The organism is Methyloceanibacter sp., from assembly GCF_035650995.1.
In the GTDB taxonomy this organism is placed as follows: domain Bacteria; phylum Pseudomonadota; class Alphaproteobacteria; order Rhizobiales; family Methyloligellaceae; genus Methyloceanibacter.
Genome location: NZ_DASRGO010000144.1, coordinates 1 through 14,393 on the forward strand (window position 1 = coordinate 1; position 14,393 = coordinate 14,393).

The 14,393-nt window shown below is 66.3% G+C and carries 11 protein-coding genes; 8 read left to right on the top strand and 3 right to left on the bottom strand.

The window, feature by feature from the left end:
* The coding region (locus VFB18_RS10905) for a helicase HerA-like domain-containing protein (protein ID WP_324974861.1) at positions 1–1,206 on the bottom strand (1,206 nt) is incomplete at its 3' end.
* 157 nt (positions 1,207–1,363) lie between these two features.
* Between VFB18_RS10905 and VFB18_RS10910 the strand changes: the two genes are divergently transcribed.
* From VFB18_RS10910 to VFB18_RS10945, 8 genes are all read left to right on the top strand, one after another.
* The gene (locus VFB18_RS10910) at positions 1,364–3,184 is read left to right on the top strand and encodes a methylmalonyl-CoA mutase family protein (RefSeq protein WP_324974864.1); all 1,821 of its coding nucleotides are present in this window, start codon (positions 1,364–1,366) and stop codon (positions 3,182–3,184) included.
* 6 nt (positions 3,185–3,190) lie between these two features.
* Positions 3,191–5,359 (top strand): methylmalonyl-CoA mutase, encoded by a 2,169-nt coding sequence (scpA, locus tag VFB18_RS10915; RefSeq protein ID WP_324974868.1) that lies wholly within the window; start codon positions 3,191–3,193, stop codon positions 5,357–5,359.
* Positions 5,360–5,521: 162 nt separating this feature from the next.
* Positions 5,522–7,729, top strand: a complete 2,208-nt coding sequence (locus tag VFB18_RS10920) for an SLC26A/SulP transporter family protein (RefSeq protein ID WP_324974870.1) — start codon at positions 5,522–5,524, stop codon at positions 7,727–7,729.
* Positions 7,730–7,983: 254 nt separating this feature from the next.
* Positions 7,984–8,304 (top strand): cupredoxin domain-containing protein, encoded by a 321-nt coding sequence (locus tag VFB18_RS10925; RefSeq protein ID WP_324974873.1) that lies wholly within the window; start codon positions 7,984–7,986, stop codon positions 8,302–8,304.
* A gap of 3 nt (positions 8,305–8,307) precedes the next feature.
* Positions 8,308–9,129 (top strand): FTR1 family iron permease, encoded by an 822-nt coding sequence (locus VFB18_RS10930; RefSeq protein WP_324974876.1) that lies wholly within the window; start codon positions 8,308–8,310, stop codon positions 9,127–9,129.
* Positions 9,130–9,186: 57 nt separating this feature from the next.
* Positions 9,187–10,194 carry a methylmalonyl Co-A mutase-associated GTPase MeaB gene (gene meaB, locus VFB18_RS10935; RefSeq protein ID WP_324974880.1) on the top strand — a complete coding sequence of 336 codons (1,008 nt, stop codon included), beginning with the start codon at positions 9,187–9,189 and terminating at the stop codon, positions 10,192–10,194.
* A 56-nt stretch (positions 10,195–10,250) separates the two neighbouring features.
* Positions 10,251–10,898, top strand: a complete 648-nt coding sequence (locus VFB18_RS10940) for a pyroglutamyl-peptidase I (RefSeq protein WP_324974883.1) — start codon at positions 10,251–10,253, stop codon at positions 10,896–10,898.
* Positions 10,895–12,235 carry a TIGR03808 family TAT-translocated repetitive protein gene (locus tag VFB18_RS10945; RefSeq protein WP_324974886.1) on the top strand — a complete coding sequence of 447 codons (1,341 nt, stop codon included), beginning with the start codon at positions 10,895–10,897 and terminating at the stop codon, positions 12,233–12,235. Before VFB18_RS10940 ends, VFB18_RS10945 begins: the two co-directional genes overlap by 4 nt.
* Here VFB18_RS10945 and VFB18_RS10950 read toward each other — a convergent pair.
* Positions 12,232–13,278, bottom strand: a complete 1,047-nt coding sequence (locus VFB18_RS10950) for an asparaginase (RefSeq protein ID WP_324974890.1) — start codon at positions 13,276–13,278, stop codon at positions 12,232–12,234. The two genes, VFB18_RS10945 and VFB18_RS10950, sit on opposite strands and share 4 nt — an antisense overlap.
* On the bottom strand, positions 13,275–14,393 hold a 1,119-nt coding region (gene amrS, locus VFB18_RS10955; protein ID WP_324974893.1), incomplete at its 5' end, for an AmmeMemoRadiSam system radical SAM enzyme. The genes amrS and VFB18_RS10950, both read right to left, overlap by 4 nt.

The window sequence follows — 14,393 nt, forward strand, 5'->3', positions numbered from 1 at the left end:
CGGTCTGACCAAGGTCTTCTGCACGATGGTTGGCTGCCCCTTGTCGTCGAGCGTCGAGACCAGCGCCTCACCGATGCCGAGCTCCATGATCGCCTTCTCGGTGTCGAAGGCGGGATTGGCGCGGAAGGTCGTGGCCGCCGCCTTCACCGCCTTCTGTTCGAGCGGCGAGAAGGCGCGCAACGCATGCTGGATGCGATTGCCGAGCTGGCGCGACACGGTGTCGGGAATGTCGAGCGGGTTCTGCGTCACGAAATAGACGCCGACGCCTTTCGACCTGATCAGGCGCACCACCTGCTCGACCTTCTCCAGCAGCGCCTTCGGCGCGTCCTTGAACAGGAGATGCGCCTCGTCGAAGAAGAACACGAGCTTCGGCTTGTCGGGATCGCCCACCTCCGGCAGTTGCTCGAACAATTGCGACATGAGGAACAGAAGGAAGGTCGCGTAGAGCCGCGGGGACTGCATCAGCCTCTCGGCCGAGAGCACGCCGATATAGCCGCGCCCGTCGCGCGCGACCCGCATCAGGTCGCTGATCTTGAGCGCGGGCTCGCCGAAAAAATGCTCGGCGCCCTGCTGCTGCAACACCAGGAGCGAGCGCTGGATCGAGCCGACCGAGGCCTTGGTGATGTTGCCGTATTTGGTCGTTAGATCGCTCGCCCGCGCCGCCAAGTTCTCCAGCAGTTCCTGCAAGTCCTTGAGATTGATGAGCGGCAGCTTCTCGTCGTCGGCGATCTTGAAGGCGATGTTGAGCACGCCCTCCTGCGCTTCGCTCAAGTCCATGAGGCGGGACAAGAGTAGCGCTCCGAGCGAGGACACAGTCGCGCGGATGGGATGGCCCATTTTCCCGAACAGATCCCAGAAGATGACCGGATAGGCTTTGAAATCCTGGGTAAAGCCGATCAGCTTGTCGCGGGCCTCGATCCAGGACTTCATCTCGCCGGCTTGAGACACGCCGGAAAGATCGCCCTTCACGTCGGCGCAGAACACCGGCACGCCCTGGTCCGAGAAGCCCTCCGCGAGACCTTGCAGGGTGACGGTCTTGCCGGTGCCGGTCGCGCCGGTGACGAGCCCGTGACGATTGGCGAGCCGGAGCAGGATGAACTCGGGCTTGATGCTCTTGCCGATATAGACGCTGTCGGACGGCGCGGCAGAAGGCGCATCGCTTCCGCTTGGATCGTCCTTCGGCGCCGCCGTCTTGCGCTTCGCCATTCGCCATTCCTCCCCTGAAAGCCGCCTCTGCCACTCTAGCCTCTGACTTGGCTCCCGCAAAGGCGGCCAAGGCACGCGGCTCCTGCGTTGCAACGCTTCCGGTCGGCTAAAGCTTCATGCTAGGAGGGGACTTCACCCGCATAGCGCGTTGAGGAGAATGGTGGAACTGACGCTCGCCCGCACCTTCGCACCCGCCGACGAGGCGGCGTGGAAGGCCCTTGTCGAAGAAGCGCTCAAGGGGGCGCCTTTCGATACGCTCCGATCGAAGAGCTATGACGGCATCCCGATCGAGCCGCTCTACCGGCGCGCGAAACAAGCCGAGCGCATCGCCGGGCGCGCCGCCGGCAGGCCGTGGTCCGTCATGCAGCGCATCGACCTGCCTGAGGCAAGGGCCGCCAACGCTCAGGCGCTCGAGGACCTGAGCAACGGCGCAAGCGGGCTTACGTTCGTGTTCGAAGGCGCCGTCGGCGACTATGGCTACGCGCTGCCGGCGACGGAGGCCGCGATCGCGCAAGCGCTCGAGAGCGTCTATCTCGACGCCGGCATCGCGGTCGAGCTCGACTTCGGACCGCCGTCGCGCCAGGCGGCCAAGTTGATGGCCGACTACGTCGCCGCCAAGAGCCTGAAGCCCTCCGCGCTCGACATGCGCTTCTGCTTCGATCCCCTAGGCGCGCGGGCCATGCGCGGTGCATTCCCCATGCCCTGGCCCGAGCTCGCGCCCGTGGTCACCGGACTGATCGGCGATCTCGTGGCCAAGGGTTTTGCCGGTCCCTTCGCCGTTGCCGACGGGAGGCCCGTTCATGCGGCGGGCGGCTCGGAGGCCCAGGAGCTCGGCTTCGTGCTCGCCAACGCGCTCGCTTATTTGCGTGCGCTCGAGGCGCACGGCTTCGATCTCGATGCGGCGCGGCGCCTGATCTTCTTCCGCCTGGCCGCCGACCAGGATCAGCTCTTCACCATCGCCAAGTTCCGCAGCTTGCGGAAGCTGTGGCCCCGCATCGAGGAGGCCTGCGGGCTAGACCCCCGACCCGCCTTCGTTGCCGCGGAAACAGCTTGGCGCATGATGACGAAGCGCGATCCGCACGGGAATATCGTACGCGGCACCATTGCGGCTCTTGCAGCCGCCGTGGGCGGCGCCGATGCGGTGACGGTGCTGCCGTTCAGCGCCGCGCTCGGTGCGCCCGACGCCTTTGCCCGCCGCATCGCCCGCAATACCCAAACCATTCTGATCGAAGAATCCAATCTCCACCGCGTTGCCGACCCCGCCGCGGGCTCGGGCGCCATCGAGGCTCTGACCGAGGAGCTGTGCCGCATGGCGTGGTGGTTCTTCCAGCGCATTGAGAAGGCCGGTGGCGCCGCTCAAGCACTGGAAAGCGGACTGATCCAGCGCGTGGTGGCGAGAGTTCGTGCCGAGCGCGAGACGAACGTTGCGACCCGCAAGGATGCGATCATCGGCACGAGTGACTTCCCCGATCTTGCCGAGGACAAGGTCGCGGTGTTCGCAAGCCCGCGCGCTGAGGCGGCGACCGGCGCGACCGCGCTGCCACGCATGCGGCTCGCGGAGCCCTTCGAGCGCTTGCGGGACCGGAGCGACGCCTATCTTGCCGAGCACGGCACGCGGCCGAAGGTTTTCCTTGCCTGTCTCGGCCGAGCCTCGGACTTCACCGCGCGCGCCTCCTTCGCCAAGAGCCTGTTCGAGGCCGGCGGCATCGAAGCGGTGGAAGGAAAGGGCGACAACCTCGCGAAACGATTCGCGGAATCGGGGGCGAAGCTCGCCTGCCTCTGTTCCTCCGACAAGGTCTATGCGAGCGAGGCCGCGCCTGCCGCAAAGGCGCTGATCGAAGCGGGCGCCTCTCGCGTTTACCTGGCGGGCAAGCCTGGCGCCAACCGGGACGCGCTGGAAAAGGCCGGCGTCAGCACCTTCCTTCACCAGGGCTGTGATACGCTTGCGATGCTGAACGCGGCTTATGACGAGATCTGACAAGATATGACGCGTATTCCTTCCTTCACAGACGTGACCTTCGCTCCCGTGGGCGCCGCCAGTGCTCAAACCGCGACGGCCGAGCCGTGGCAGACGCCGGAAGGGATCGCGGTCAAGCCTAGCTATGGAGCGGGCGATCTCGCGGGCCTCGACTTCCTCGACGGGATGCCGGGCATCGCGCCCTATCTGCGCGGCCCCTACCCGACGATGTACGTGCAGCGGCCGTGGACGGTGCGCCAATATTCCGGCTTCTCGACCGCCGAGGACTCCAATGCCTTCTACCGGCGCAACCTCGCCGCAGGCCAGCAGGGCGTCTCGGTCGCCTTCGATCTCGCCACCCATCGCGGCTACGACTCCGACCATCCGCGCGTGACCGGCGATGTCGGCATGGCGGGGGTGGCCATCGACTCGATCTACGACATGCGCACCCTGTTCGACCACATCCCGCTCGACAAGGTCTCGGTGTCGATGACCATGAACGGCGCGGTGCTGCCGGTGCTCGCGCTGTTCATCGTCGCCGGCGAAGAGCAGGGCGTTCCGCCCGAGCAGCTTTCCGGCACCATTCAGAACGACATCCTCAAAGAGTTCATGGTGCGGAACACCTACATCTATCCGCCCGCGCCCTCGATGCGCATCGTGTCGGACATTTTCGCCTACACGTCGAAGCACATGCCGAAATTCAACTCGATCTCGGTGTCCGGCTACCACATGCAGGAGGCGGGAGCGACCGCCGACCTCGAGCTCGCCTATACGCTCGCCGACGGCATCGAGTATGTGCGCGCCGGCGTCAAGGCGGGGCTCGACGTGGACTCGTTCGCGCCGCGCATTTCCTTCTTCTGGGCGATCGGCATGAACTTCTTCATGGAGATCGCCAAGATGCGCGCCGCGCGCCTGCTCTGGGCGAAGCTGCTCAAGGACGAGTTCGATCCCAAGGACCCGCGCTCGCTTGCGCTTCGAACCCACTGCCAGACGAGCGGCTGGAGCCTCGCGGCGCAGGACGTGTTCAACAACGTGGTGCGCACCTGCGTCGAAGCCATGGCGGCGACCCAAGGCCACACCCAGTCGCTGCACACCAACGCGCTCGACGAGGCGCTCGCGCTTCCGACCGACTTCTCGGCCCGCATCGCCCGCAACACGCAGCTCATTCTGCAGACCGAATCCGGGACGACCCGCATCATCGACCCGTGGGGCGGCAGCTTCTTCGTCGAGCGGCTGACCTACGACCTGGCCGCGCGCGCGCTGAAGCATATCGAGGAGGTCGAGAAGATCGGCGGCATGACCAAGGCCATCGCCGCCGGCATCCCCAAGCGCATGATCGAGCAGGCCGCAACCGCAACGCAGGGGCGCATCGATTCGAAGAAGCAGACCATCGTCGGCGTGAACAAGTTCCGCCCCGAAAGTGATGCCGACATCGCCATCCTCAAGGTCGACAACCGCGCCGTGCGCCGCCAGCAGCTGGAAAAGCTCGCCAAGCTCAAGGCCGAGCGGAACGAGGCCGAGGTGCAAAGCGCCCTTGACGCGCTCACCAAATCCGCCGAGACGGGGAAGGGCAACCTCCTCGACCTCGCGGTCAAGGCCGCCCGCGTTAAGGCAACGGTCGGCGAAATCTCCTATGCTCTGGAAAAGGTCTATGGCCGCCACCGGGCCGATGTTTCGGCGATCACCGGGGTCTATAAGGCGGAGATCGGTCGCATGGACGGAAACGTGAGCCGCATCAAGGATTTGATCGAAGAGTTCGAGACCGGGCACGGCCGCCGCCCGCGCATCCTCGTGGCCAAGATGGGCCAGGACGGGCACGACCGCGGGCAGAAGGTGATCGCGTCCGCCTTCGCCGATCTCGGCTTCGACGTCGATATCGGGCCCCTGTTCCAGACGCCGGAGGAGGCCGCCCGCCAAGCGGTCGAGAACGACGTCCACATTATCGGCGTGTCATCGCTCGCCGCGGGCCATCTCACCCTCGTTCCCGCCCTGCGCGAGGCGCTCGAGGCGCAAGGGCGCGGCGACATCATGATCGTGGTCGGCGGCGTGATCCCGCCGCAGGATTATCCGGCCCTCTACGAGGCGGGCGCCAAGGCGATCTTCGGTCCCGGCACCTCGATTGCCGATGCCGCGATCGACCTTCTCAAGAAGCTCGGCTGCGACACCAAGGGCGCCTCGCAGCAGGCTGCGGAATAGGCTTTCCTGGCCACGAACGGCCGGTGCGGGCCGGGGCGCGTCAGAGACCTGTCACATCTCCCGCCTATCGGTGCGCCGGCGCGATATTGGGGCGAAGCGGCTCGGTGTTTTTGAAACCGGCGCTCGGCGCGGGGCGCCAAGACGTTGCGGGGACGGACCGACATGCTTCTCACGAATGACGAGAGGGGGGCGAAGGGAACGCTCGCCGGGATTGTCCGCTCGTCCGCCGCCGACATTTTCGCGGGCCTTGTCGGCAGCGTCATTTCGGTCGCCTACGGACTCTCCTTCGCGGCCCTGATCTTCGCCCCGCCGCTCAACACCTGGCTCGCCTACGGCATCGCCGCGACGTTCGTCACCATGGCCATCGGCGCCGCCGTCGTCTCCGCCCGCAGTTCCCTTCCCTTCGCCGTTGCCGGCCCCGATCCCACCACCGTCGCGGTCACGGCGACGCTCGTCTCCGCGCTCATGGCGCGCTTCGCCGTCGAGGGCGCGCCCGACGATCTGCTCGCCCCGGTCATCATTATCATGGCTATGGCCGCGGCGCTTTCCGGCGTGTTTCTTCTCGGTCTCGGTTTCGCGCGCGCGGGCGCTGCCATTCGCTACATTCCCTACCCCGTCATCGGCGGATTCCTCGGCGCCACCGGCTGCCTCATGGTGAGCGGCGCCGTGCGCGTGATCACCGACCGCGCCATCGGCCTCTCGCTGCTCGAATCCGCCAGTCTCGCCAAGCTTGTGGCGGCGAGCGCGATCGCCGTTACGCTCCGCTTTGCGCTGAAGCTGCGCAAGGATAGCCCCTATGTGGTCCCCGGCATTTTGCTGGCCGGAATCGCGGCGACGCATGTCGTTCTCGCGCTCCTCGGGATTGGCCTGGCCGAGGCGCAAGCCGCCGGATGGCTGTTCAAGGCGCCGGCGGCGATCGGCCTCACTCCGACGTGGGAGTTTGCCGATCTGCGCGCGTTTCCCTGGAAGGACATTCCCGCGCTCAGCGGCGATCTCTTCGCCGTGATGTTCGTCACGGCCATCAGCACGCTGCTCAACACCACCGGCATAGAGTTCGTGACCAAGCGGGAGGCGGACCTCAAGCGCGAGCTGACCACGGTCGGCCTCGCCAATCTGGTTACGGCTGCGCTCGGCGGCTATGTCAGCACCATCACCCTGAACCGAACCACGCTGAATTACATGGCCGGCGGCCGCGGACGCTTGTCGGGTCTGACCGTCGCGGCGGTCGCGGCCCTCATGCTTGCCGTCAATCCGGGCTTCCTCGCTTACGTGCCGAAATTCGTCCTCGGCGCCTTGTTGCTCTATCTCGGTGCCCAGCTCGTCTATGAGTGGCTCATCGCTTCCGCACGGCGTATCTCGCTGCTCGAATACGCTTCTCTCCTGGCGATCGCCGTTCTCATCATCAAGATCGGGTTCATCGCCGGGGTGCTGATCGGCGTGATCATCGGCTGCGCTACCTTCGCTTTCAGCGCGAGCCGGGTGAATGCCGTCAAGTTCAGCTTCGACGGCACCGAATACCGCTCGACGCTCGATCGCGGTCCTGAGGAGCTTGCCGTGCTTGCCAAGCGGGGTCGCCAGATTCAGGGCATGAGCCTGCAAAGTTACCTGTTCTTCGGCTCGGCCAACCGGCTCTATCAGCAGGTCAAGGCCCTCTTCGCCCGCGAGCCCGGCACGCGCTTCCTCGTTTTCGACTTCGGCCTCGTGACCGGAATCGACTCCTCGGCGATACACAGCTTCACGCAGATCAAGCGTGTGGCGGAAGAGGCGGGCGCGCGCCTCGTCCTCGTCGATCTGCCGAGCGAGGTTGAGCGCGCCTTCCTCGCCCGCGGCGTGATCACGAGCGAGGTGATTCGTTCCGGCGATCTAGACCACGCTCTCGAAGCTTGCGAGAACGCGGTGATCGCGGCGCATCTCACCAAGGGAAGCGGCGGGGTCACATGGCGTGACTGGCTGAGTCGGGCGCTCGGCAGCTCCAAACTGGCAGAAGATCTTGCCACGCTCTGCCAGCGGCTCGAAGTCGGCAAGGACGAGATCATCGCCGCGCAAGGCGATCCCGCCGACTCCATGCATTTCATCCTGGAGGGCCGCATCGGCATTTTGGTCAACCGAGATGACGAACATCCCGTTCGCGTTCGGAGCCTCGGGCCCCACACCACGATCGGCGAGATGGGGTTGATCACCAAAGGACTCCGCAGCGCCACCATCAAGGCCGAGGCCCCGAGCGTGCTCTACGTGCTGAGCGGTGAAACCTACGAGCGCATCAAGCGCGAGAACGAAGAGCTGGCTCAGGCTCTCCTCGCCTATGTCGTCAGCGTCATGGCCGAGCGCCTGAGCTTCGCGAGCAGAGTGATCGGCGTGCTGCGCCGGTAAGCGGCCGGTATCGCGCGTTGCGGCGGGGTTGCGTCGGATCGCCGCAAGTCGCGGTCGAGCGCGTGCCCAAAAATGTTAAAAACCATTTTTAATCAGCAGCTTATCGAACGAGACTGTTTGGAATGACTCCAGGGTGGCTACGCCCGGCGGAGCCCATGCTTCATGCCTCTTGCGGGACGAATGTCGCTGGTTCAATGCTCGTGTCGCTGGGCAAGCAGAGTCAAAAACACGTTCTACTCGTCGAAGGAGGACCCATGCGCCTATTTGCGCTTGCCCTGCTCGGTGCGGCAGGCATCGCCGCCCCCGCTTTTGCCGATGACTTCTCTGTGATCATCCAGAATCACCGCTTCGAGCCGGCCGAGATTCACGTCCCCGCCGACCGCCCGATCGCCTTGCATGTCGACAACCAGGATGCCGGCGCCGAGGAATTCGAAAGCCAAGGCCTCGACGTCGAGAAGGTCATCGCCGGCGGGCAAAGCGCCACCATCAAGCTCGGGCCGCTCGATCCCGGCCGCTACGAGTTCTACGGCGAGTATCACGAGGACACCGCCAAGGGCGTAATCGTCGCGGAATAGACCATGCTCGGCGCGCTCATTATCGTCTTCCGCGAGGTCGTCGAGGCCGGGCTCGTCGTCGGCATCGTGCTCGCCGCGACCCGCGGCATCGAAGGCCGCGGCTGGTGGGTCAGCCTCGGCATTCTCGCCGGCGTGATCGGGGCGAGCGTGGTCGCGGCCTTTGCCGGCGCCATCTCCGACGCGTTTGCCGGCTCTGGCCAGGAGCTGCTCAACGCAGCCGTGCTCATCATCGCCGTCGTCAGCCTCACGTGGCACAATGTGTGGATGGCCGAGCACGGCCGGGAGCTCGTGGCCGAGCTTCGACAGGTCGGAGCCGACGTCAGTGCGGGGCGCAAGCCCTTGACCGCGCTGGCGATCGCGGTCTTCGTCGCAGTCATGCGCGAAGGATCGGAGATCGTGCTGTTTCTCTACGGCATCGTCGTGGCGGGAACCTCGCAAGGCTCGCTGCTCGCGGGCGGCCTACTCGGCCTTCTCGCAGGCGCAGCGGTCACCGGCTTGAGCTATTTCGGCCTGATCGCCATCCCCACCCGCTACATCTTCCAGGTGACGAGCATGCTCCTCGCTCTGCTCGCGGCCGGCATGGCCGCCCAGGCGGTGCGTTTCCTCCAGTCGGCCGGCGTGGTCACCGCCCTGCATACCAAGCTGTGGGACACCTCCTGGCTCCTGCCCGATTCGAGCATCCCCGGCCGCATGCTACACGTGCTCATCGGCTACACCGACAAGCCGAACGGCCTTCAGCTCATTGCCTATCTCGCGACGCTCGCGACCATCGTTATCTTGATGCGTCTCGTGCGCGTGGGCCGCGAGCCCAAGACGGCAAGCTGACCGGACCGCAAGCCAAATCATCTTGCGTTCGTGCCGGTTTGCCCCTACCCGCATGCCATGCAGGGTGAGGCCAAAGCGAAGCGGGACAGCGAACGGACCGTCGAGGCGATCAGGTCCGGCGACCGGGTCGCGCTCGCCCGCGCCATCACCCTGATCGAGAGCGCCAAGCCCGAGGACCAGGCCCGCGCCTCCGACCTGCTCGAGCGGCTCCTGCCGTTGACCGGCGGCGCCGTCCGCGTCGGCATCAGCGGGCCGCCCGGCGCCGGCAAATCGACCCTCATCGATCAGCTCGGGCTCAACCTCACCGCCCAGGGCCACAAGGTCGCGGTGCTCGCGGTCGACCCGACCTCCTCCAGGAGCGGCGGCTCGATCCTCGGCGACAAGACGCGCATGGGCCGGCTCTCCTCCGAGCCCTCGGCCTTTATTCGCCCCTCGCCCGCGGGCGACAGCCTCGGCGGAGTCACCAAGACGACGCGGGAGACCATCGCCCTCGTCGAGGCCGCCGGCTACGACGTGGTTCTGGTGGAGACCGTTGGCGTCGGACAATCCGAGACTGCCGTCGCCAACATGGTCGATGTGTTCGTGGTCGTGGCCATCCCGGGCGCGGGCGACGAGCTCCAAGGCATCAAGCGCGGGCTGCTCGAGCTCGCCGATGTCATCGCCGTCAACAAGGCCGACGGCGACAATGTCGAGCGCGCCAATCGCGCGGCGATGGAATACCGCACCGGCCTGCACATCCTCGCCGCAGGGCAAAAGAACTGGGACCCGCAGGTGCTGACCCTGTCCGCCCGCGACAATCGCGGTCTCGACGAGCTATGGGCGGAGATTCGCAAGCGCTTCAAGGCGCTGAAGTCCTCGGGCGCGCTCGACGCCCGCCGGGCCGAGCAGGCCGTCGCCTGGATGCGTGAGATCTTCGAGCAGCGCCTGCTTGCGGCCTTCAAGGGCGGCAAGCGGGCGGCGCGCCATTTCCGCGAGATGGAGGAGAAGGTGCGCGCGGGCAAGATGACGCCCGGCGCCGCGGCGCACGAGCTTGCCCATCTCGCCGGCATCAAGGATCACGAGTAACCTCGGCACGCAAAACCGCTTCCCTTGGACCGAGGCGGCGGAGTAAGCCGGAAGCCATGCGCGTCCTGTTGACCGGGTTCGGCCCCTTTCCCGGAGTTTCCGTCAACCCCTCGGCGTGGCTTGCCGAGGCGTTGCCCGAACGCCTTTCGGGGTTCGACGCCGAGCTTCATTCGCACGTTCTTCCCACCGAATGGCAAGCGATTGCGAGCCTCGCGCAAACCCTGCACGAGACGCTCCAACCCCATGTAGCGATTCATTTCGGCCTCAGCCAAAGCGCCCGCGGATTTCGTATCGAGCAGTCGGCCTATAATCGCGCGAGCCCGCGTGCCGACGCCGCGGGCGCCCTGCCGCGAAGCCGCGCCATCCTGGCGCAAGGTCATGCGCGGCTCGATACGCTGCTCCCGGCCGTCCCGCTGTCGGCGCATCTTAGAGAGCGCGGCATTCCCGCCCTGCCCTCGCGCTCGGCCGGCCGTTATCTCTGCAACTTTCTTTATTACCTCTCGCTCGACTGGGCGGCCCGGCAGGCACGGACACCCACCGTTCTTTTCGTCCACATCCCACCCTTGGCAAATCATGGCGGTCCTTTCGACGAGGCGGCGTTGCTCGACGGTGCCGAAGCCGTTCTGTGCTTCGCGCTTCAGTTCGACCGGGCGTCTCGATCTCTGGCGCAAGGTCCCGCGACCTCTGGCAGAGCCGCACTATGAGCATCGGCCGCCGCGACCTGATGCTGGCCGGGCTCGGCGTTGTTGCTGTGGCGGCAGGACGACGGACCGCGGCGGCGAGCGAGGAACCCGATTTGCCCCAGCCGTTCAGCACCTATGGCATCGTTCCGGGCGGCGGCGTCGACCAGACCGCGAGCCTGCAAGAGGCCGCCAACAAGGCGGCGGCCTCCGGTACGCCGTTCTTTCTCCCGCCCGGCGACTACACGACCTCGAAGCTCACGCTGCAATCGGGCACCGAGATTCAGGGCGTGCCTGGGAAATCGGTGCTGCACTACAACGGCGGCGGCGCGCTCATCGCGATCGCCAACGCAAACGGTATCCGCCTCACCGGACTTACCCTTGCCGGCGAAGCGAAGCCGGTCGAGGGCGGTGCCTTGCTTATCGCCGAAACCGTTAAGGGGCTGACCCTGTCGGACTGCCAGGTCACGGGAAGCTCAGCCGACGGCATAGTACTCCGCAAAGTGTCGGGGCGCGTCGCCGATTGCGAGTTCGGCGACATCCGTGGCGGAGGGTTGTTCAGCGAGGACGCGGCCGGACTCGAGATCACCCACAACTCCGTGCACGACTGCGGCGACAATGGCATCCTCATCTGGCGGTCGGAGGTCGGCGAGGACGCCACCCTGGTCACCGCCAACCGCATCGAACGCATCGCCGCGAAGAGCGGCGGCAGCGGCCAGAACGGCAACGGCATCAACGTGTTCCGCGCTGGCTCGGTGATGGTGACCAACAACCGCATCGCCGATTGCGCCTTCTCGGCGATCCGGGCGAATTCCGCCTCCAACTGCCAGATGATCGGCAATTCCTGTGCGCGTCTGGGCGAGGTCGCGCTCTATGCCGAGTTCTCCTTTGAGGGCGCGGTGATCGCCAACAACATCGTCGACAACGCGGCGATGGGCGTGTCGGTCACCAATTTCAACGAAGGCGGCCGGCTCGCCGTGGTGCAAGGCAACCTCATCCGGAACATCTTCTTCCGCAAGGACGCCGACTCGCGGGGGGTCGGCATCGCCATCGAGGCCGACAGTGTGGTGAACGGCAACGTCATCGAAGGCGCTCCGGGCTACGGCATCGTGATCGGCTGGGGGCGCTATCTTCGCGACGTGAGCGTAACCGGCAATCTCATCCGCGACACCCATATCGGCATCGGCGTTTCGGCCGACCAGTTGGCCGGCACAGCGCTCATCGCCGAAAATCTGATCTCGGGCACCAAGGACGGAGCGATCCGCGCCATGAGCGGCCCGACCGCGGTCGGCCCCGACCTCGCCACTTCGGGCGCCGAGGCCTATCGCAACCTCGTCCTCTCGGCGAACGTCGCCCGCTAGCGGGCTCGCTCGCTTGCGAGCGCTCGCATCGCATTCCGCAGCGCCTCGCTCGGCGCGATGCGGCCGACCCGGGTTCCGCGCCAGTTCAGGACCTCGCCGTCGAGCTGACCGGAGAGAGCCTCGCGTGCTTCGGGGATGAGCGCCGCGACGATCTCGCTGATGACAAGCTCGGTGCCGCGCTTGGCGCCGTCGTCGATCTTGAGCGCGATGCCGAGGCCGAGCTTGGGCAGGCTCGCGCAATGCACGCCCTCGGCGCCCCCCTTGGTGAAACAATTCGGGGCGAGCGCCCTGAGCACGATCGTGTCGAAGCGCCCCTCGCCCGCGACGTGGGCGGGCTCCGAGAAGCAGGCATGGAACAGCCGACGCGCCGCCGAGGCGCGCTCGGGCGGCAGTCCCTCCCCGCTCCCCAGTCTCGCGAAGCCTCGCGCGAGCGCCCTGAGCGGAAGGGCGAAGGTCGGCACCGAGCAGCCGTCGATGCCCATGCGAGAGGGATCCAAGTCAACGTCGCAAGTCTCTGAAATGATTCGCGCGATCATGACCTGCACGGGATGGTCTGGGCGCTCGTAGCCGCGCGGCTCGAGGCCGAGATGCTGCGCCGTCGCGAGCATGCCGGCGTGCTTGCCCGAGCAATTGTTGTGGATCGCGCGCGGCCGCTCGCGCGCCCAGATCAGCGTCCGCGTCGCGTCTTCGCTGATCGGCCAATGCGCGCCGCAGGCAAGATAGCTCTCCTCGAGGGAAGCCTTGGCGAGCAGGCTTTGCACCGCCTCGACATGCACTTTGTCGCCGCTGTGCGAGGCGCAGGCGACGGCAAGCTCGTCCTCGCCGAGCGCAAAGGTATCGGCCGCGCCGCTCTCGATCAGCGGCAGTGCCTGCATCGCCTTGATGGCGGAGCGCGGATAGATGGGCCGCTCGACGTCGCCGAGCGCAAGCATAAGGCGCCCGTGAGCGTCGGAGATGGCGACAGCGCCGGTGTGGCGGCTCTCGGCGAGCGCCCCCCTGATCACCTCGACCAGGACGGGATTGCCGGAATCCGCCCCAGTCATGCTGCGCGGATAACGAGGGACGCGCGGCGGGCGCCCCATCTTCCCGGCCGCGCCTCGAACAGACCGGGGCACGGCGTGCCGCAGGCCGCGCACGCGCCCTTCGCATCGAGGCCCCAGAACGTGATGATGTAGCCGTCGCGTCCGATCACGCGCGCGCCGCAGCCATGGCAATAGGTGCTCTGGCCGGCCTCGTCATAGATGTTGCCGGTATAGACGTAGCGAAGGCCGGCATCGCGCGCGATGTCGCGCGCGCGCTTCAGCGTCGAAGGCGGCGTGGGCTCCCTGTCGCGCATCTTCCAGTCGGGATGAAACGCCGTGAAATGAAGCGGCACGTCGGGACCCAGTCTTTCCATTACCCATGCGCTCAGAGCGGCAAGCTCCTCGGACGAATCGTTTTCTCCCGGGATCAGGAGCGTGGTGATTTCGAGCCAGGTCTTGGTCTCGTGCTTGACGTAGACGAGCGTATCGAGCACGGCCTTGAGCGAGCCGGTGCAGAGATTGCGGTAGAATCCCTCGGTAAAGCCCTTGAGATCGATATTGGCGGCGTCCATCGCGGCGAAGAACTCGGGCCGCGCCGCCTCGCCGATATAGCCCGCGGTAACCGCCACGGTCTTGACCCCGGCCTCGCGGCAGGCGGCAGCGACATCCACCGCATATTCGAGGAAGATGACCGGGTCGTTATAGGTGAAGGCGACCGAGCGCGCGCCGCTTGCGACCGCGGCCTGCGCGATCGTTTCGGGCGAAGCGCATTGCTGCAGCCGGTCGTCGGCGCGGGCCTTGGAGATATCCCAGTTCTGGCAGAACTTACAGGTGAGATTGCAGCCCGCCGTGCCGAAGGAAAGCACCGCGCTTCCCGGCAGGAAATGGTTGAGCGGCTTCTTCTCGATGGGATCGAGGCAGAAGCCCGACGATCGGCCATAGGTGGTGAGGACGATCGCGTCATTCGCGCGCGCCCGCACGTAGCAGAGCCCGCGCTGCCCCTCGTGCAACTTGCACTCGCGCGGGCAGAGGTCGCATTGCACGCGGCCGTCGGCGAGCCCGTGCCAGTAGCGGCCGGGCACCATCGTGCCGATATCGATGTTGTCCATGCTATGAAGATGGGCAGGTTCCGGTCG